General features: G+C 67.1%; 3 protein-coding genes and 2 pseudogenes. 2 read left to right on the plus strand and 3 right to left on the minus strand.

Annotated elements, in window-relative coordinates:
- Nucleotides 1-606, minus strand: a 606-nt coding sequence (locus KBX08_RS32340) for a CPBP family intramembrane glutamic endopeptidase (RefSeq protein ID WP_210787551.1), incomplete at its 3' end; no start/stop codon positions are given.
- A 324-nt stretch (nucleotides 607-930) separates the two neighbouring features.
- Here KBX08_RS32340 and KBX08_RS32345 point away from each other — a divergent pair.
- Nucleotides 931-1,525 (plus strand): annotated as a pseudogene (locus KBX08_RS32345) (integrase core domain-containing protein); the annotation flags it as partial.
- Between the two features lie 177 nt (nucleotides 1,526-1,702).
- Here KBX08_RS32345 and KBX08_RS32350 read toward each other — a convergent pair.
- Together KBX08_RS32350 and KBX08_RS32355 are read right to left on the minus strand one after the other, a co-directional pair.
- A pseudogene (locus tag KBX08_RS32350) lies at nucleotides 1,703-1,999 on the minus strand (transposase); the annotation flags it as partial.
- 593 nt (nucleotides 2,000-2,592) lie between these two features.
- The gene (locus KBX08_RS32355; RefSeq protein WP_210787553.1) at nucleotides 2,593-2,991 is read right to left on the minus strand and encodes a hypothetical protein; all 399 of its coding nucleotides are present in this window, start codon (nucleotides 2,989-2,991) and stop codon (nucleotides 2,593-2,595) included.
- Nucleotides 2,992-3,443: 452 nt separating this feature from the next.
- Between KBX08_RS32355 and KBX08_RS32360 the strand changes: the two genes are divergently transcribed.
- Nucleotides 3,444-4,118, plus strand: a 675-nt coding sequence (locus tag KBX08_RS32360; protein ID WP_210787554.1) for an isocitrate lyase/phosphoenolpyruvate mutase family protein, incomplete at its 3' end; no start/stop codon positions are given.

Below are 4,118 nucleotides of genomic sequence, written 5' to 3' on the forward strand. Positions count from 1 at the left end.
GAAGATGGCGCTCGCGGCGATGTTCCAGCCGAAGTGCAGACCGATCGGCAGCCACAGCTTGCGGGTGGCGATGTACGCGGCGGTCAGCATCCCGCCTGCCTCGATGGCGATAGCGATGGCACCCAACAGGGTGGCGTTCGCGTTGGCCAGGTGGATCAGGCCGAACAGCGACCCGGTCAGCGCGAGCGCGATCCAGGTTCCGGTCCAGCGCTCGATGTTCCGGAACAGGACACCGCGGAAGACCAGCTCCTCGGCCACAGCGGCACCCGCCATGATCCCGAGCAGGCTGACGGCACTCGCCGGCGTGCCCAGGCCGTTGATCGTGTAGTCACCGAAGAAGGCGATGTTCGCGATCACTGCCCCGAACAGCGCGATGCCGAGCAGCGTGCCCCAGCCGATTCCAGCACCTGCTCCCCTCAGCGAGACCTCGACGGGGGCGCGGTGCTCGGTTCGCCGCACCACCCAGCCGTAGACCAGGACCCCGACGACGGCCGTCAGCAGGCCGGCCACGAGCGCCAGCCAGGGGGTGTCCTTCACCGCTGCCGTGCCCAGATTGCCGAGGATCCAGACCGCCGCAACCGCCAAGAGTTGCCATACCAGACGCACGATGACTCCTTTGAGAAGCCGCGGCGGGAGCGTCGCGGGCTACCCCGAACGCTATGGATTTGCCCGCCCAAAGTAGTCACCGCACGGTGGACATTCGCAGGTAGCTCGCACGGGGGACAGACTGTGCTGCACCGGGCAGCCCCGCCCGAACGTCAGCAGACGTCCTGGCTCGGCATCGACGACGAGCAGTTCTACGACCCAAACGCAGGCCACTAGCCCAGGAGACCAGCTCGTACCGCATCGTCCGGGCAACTCAGCCGCTCGCGATCGCGCTACGCCCACACGGCAACCTCGACTCGGTACGCGCGTTCGTTGAGGCGCACCGCGATGCTGCATGTCGACGTCACCAAGTACGGCAACAATCCCCGACGGTGGCGGCTGGCGCTACGTCGGCCGTTTCCAGGGCCGCCGCCACCGCAACGCCACCGCCGTGCGCACCGGAAACCGCGGCAAGAACTGGGCACCGAAAGTCGGGACCGCGTTCGTGCACACCGTCATCGACGATCATTCCCGCGTCGCCTACGCCGAAATCCGTGACGACGAGAAAGGCGCCACCGCCGTCGACGTGCTCCGCAACGCCGTCGCCTGGTTCACCGCACGCGGTGTCACCATCGAGCGGGTGCTGTCGGACAACGGCTCTGCCTACAAATCCTTCGTCTGGCGCGACGCCTGCCAGGAGCTGGGCATCACCATGAAGAAGACCCGCCCCTACCGGCCCCAAACCAACGGCAAGGTCGAGCGCTTCCACCGCACCCTGACCGACGGCTGGGCCCTGGCACGCTTCTACAACTCCGAACAAGCCCGCAGGAAGGCCTTACCGGCCTTCCTGCATCACTACAATCACCACCGACCCCACACCGCCACTGGCGGCCTACCACCGATCACCAGGTTGACCAACGCCCCTGGACAGCACAACTAGGCGTGGTCACGGTGGGCCTTGCCGGCAACGGGGTCGGCCACTGGGACTTCGCCCTCGGCGTCAACGAATTCACCGGCTGAGCCCCGGGGCCGAGCAGTCGGCGAACAGCGAGCCGTACGCCCTGACAATGGTTGATGGAGCACCGACTCGCTGATGTCGGATATTAATGAGATGCTTCTATAACTGCCAAGTGGTGCTGGTAGCTGGTTGGGCGTTGTTGAGGGTTCGGAAAAGTTGCCTGCTGATGTAGCGCTTGAGGTTGCGCATGACCTCGCGTTTGGTGCGGTCTTCGGCGGTGCGGCGGGCGACGTAGTCGCGGGTGCGGGAGTCGTGGCCCATTCGGACCAGTGCGACGGTGCAGAGGGCTCGGTTGAGGCGTCGGTCGCCGCCACGGTTGAGTCGGTGTCGCGTGGTGTTGTCGGATGACGCCGGTAGCGGTGATGCACCGGCAAGGGCGGCGAACCGCAACGGACTCCACCGAGCTCACCCGCAACGCTCTACATCGATCCACAGCGCACCTGCAGGCGCGGCGTTAGGCGACCCGAGACGCCGGCCCGCACCAGCCGTCCTGGGAGCAGCGCCACCTGACCACTTCGCCGCTCACTGGGAGACCACGGCGCACCAACTGACCGCATCACCACAGGTCATAGCCCCCGTCTCTGTCCCGCGTCGGTGAGTACTTCGGGCGCGGTGACCACTTCGCCAACCTGCACCTAATCTGCTCTCATCTGCAAGGCCAGACCGACCAACGGCTCCTTACCGACTTGACCTGCGCGCACTCCCCCACCAGGTGACATAGAGCGTTGTCGACTGCTGCGCAGAACCGCGGAGCACTCCGCGGGAACCAGGACGCTCCACCCGCTCTGAGCTGCGGAAGCCTGGATCCGCAGGCACCGGTGGGTGCAGGTGGGGGACGTTGGAAGCCGTTGGATGCAGTTCAAGGACGTTCAGTGCACACTGTTGCTCCCAGCCTGCTCCCCCGGTCCTGGGCCCGTACCGGACCACCGTCGGATCGTCGGATATCCATCACGTCCGCATGAAGGCCTCGTGGGCTTGGCGAGGAACCCTCAGCCCGCGTCGACGATTTCCACCGCGGGTGCGAAGTGGCGGACCGCCGCCTCAATGCTCGGGCGGTGCAGTCGCCAGAGGGTCGCCGGCCGGCTGTCGGCGAGGACGGCCGGCGGCACGTGCGGGACGAGCGCCCGGTTCATCCGCCGCAGGCCGCGCGAGCGCGCCGAGCCCGGCAGCGGCGGCAAGCCGGGGTGCCGCTGCAGCCCGACGTACGGGACCGTGGTCGGGCCGGCCTGTTGCGTCCACAGCACGACAGCCTCGATGTTGGACCACAGCACCAGCGCAGTGTGTGAGGACGGCCAGAGCGAGGTTTGACCCAGAGTGACCCCGGCCGCGTCGACGCGCAGCGCCACACGGCAGCTCAGCACGGTGACGAACCGCAGCAGCAGGAACATGCAAGTCCGGCTCGCGTTGCGCCCGGTCAGCTGCTCATGGTCACAACGGCGGCATCGCCTCGCGACGCCAGGATCGCGGCAGAAGAGTGCGTCGCCACAGCAGCATCATCGCTGGGGCGTGGAGACCTTAATCAGTGGCTGTCAGCCGCACGCAGTGGTGAGTCCCATTCGCGTCAATGCCACGGTCAGGGCCGAAAGCCGCCAGCCATGATGATTCGTTCCAGGAAGACTCAAGCCGTGCCGATCGAGCCGACACAGCGGCCCCTGCGGTTGCGGAAGCGGTGGACGGGCGGCGGCGGACGGTGCCTCCCTACTTGGGACGGCGACGTCCGGGGGCACAGCCGTCCTCCGTGCTGATGACCGGCTCGACGGGCGCGCGAGCGGACCGTCGAGCGGCATCGTCCGCGAGCGTTCGATCGTCTCTGCATTCACCTGATTGATGGAGATACACCATGACCGAAGCACTCATCACCGATAAGGCTCGCACGTTGCGGGCGTTGCACGATCAATCCGTGCTGGTGCTGCCGAATGCTTGGGATCCGGCTAGTGCGGCTTTGGCGACTACCAGCGGCGGCGTGGCCTGGTCTCTCGGCCGGCCCGATGGGGAGATGCTGACACGGGAAGAAATGATGGCGGCGGTGCGCCGCATCGCAGCGGCCGTCGATGTACCGGTGACTGCTGATGTCGAGGGTGGATACGGCCTCACGCCCCAAGACGTGGCAGCCACTGTCCGGGCGACAATCGAGGCGGGCGCCGTTGGAGTGAACATCGAGGACTCCCGCGCCGCAGACGGCACGCTGCTGCCCGTCGAGGAGCAGATGCAACGTATCCAGGCCGCACGGAAGGCGGCGGCCAGCGCCGGGGTGCCGGAGTTCGTGATCAACGTCCGCACCGACGTCTACCTGTTTCAGATCGGCGAGCCCGCAGGACGGCTTGACGCCGTCCTCGCCCGCGTTGCCGGATACGCCAAGGCCGGCGCCGACTGCCTGTTCGTGCCAGGTCTGCTGAACCTCGACACGCTCAGCGTGCTGACCGCAGCGTCACCGCTGCCAGTTAACGCGATGGCGGGACCGGGCGGACCGACCGTCGCCGAGCTGACCGCTGTCGGGGTTCGCCGGATAAGCGTC

Source organism: Micromonospora sp. H61 (assembly GCF_018070325.1).
GTDB classification, from domain to species: Bacteria; Actinomycetota; Actinomycetes; order Mycobacteriales; family Micromonosporaceae; genus Micromonospora; species Micromonospora salmantinae.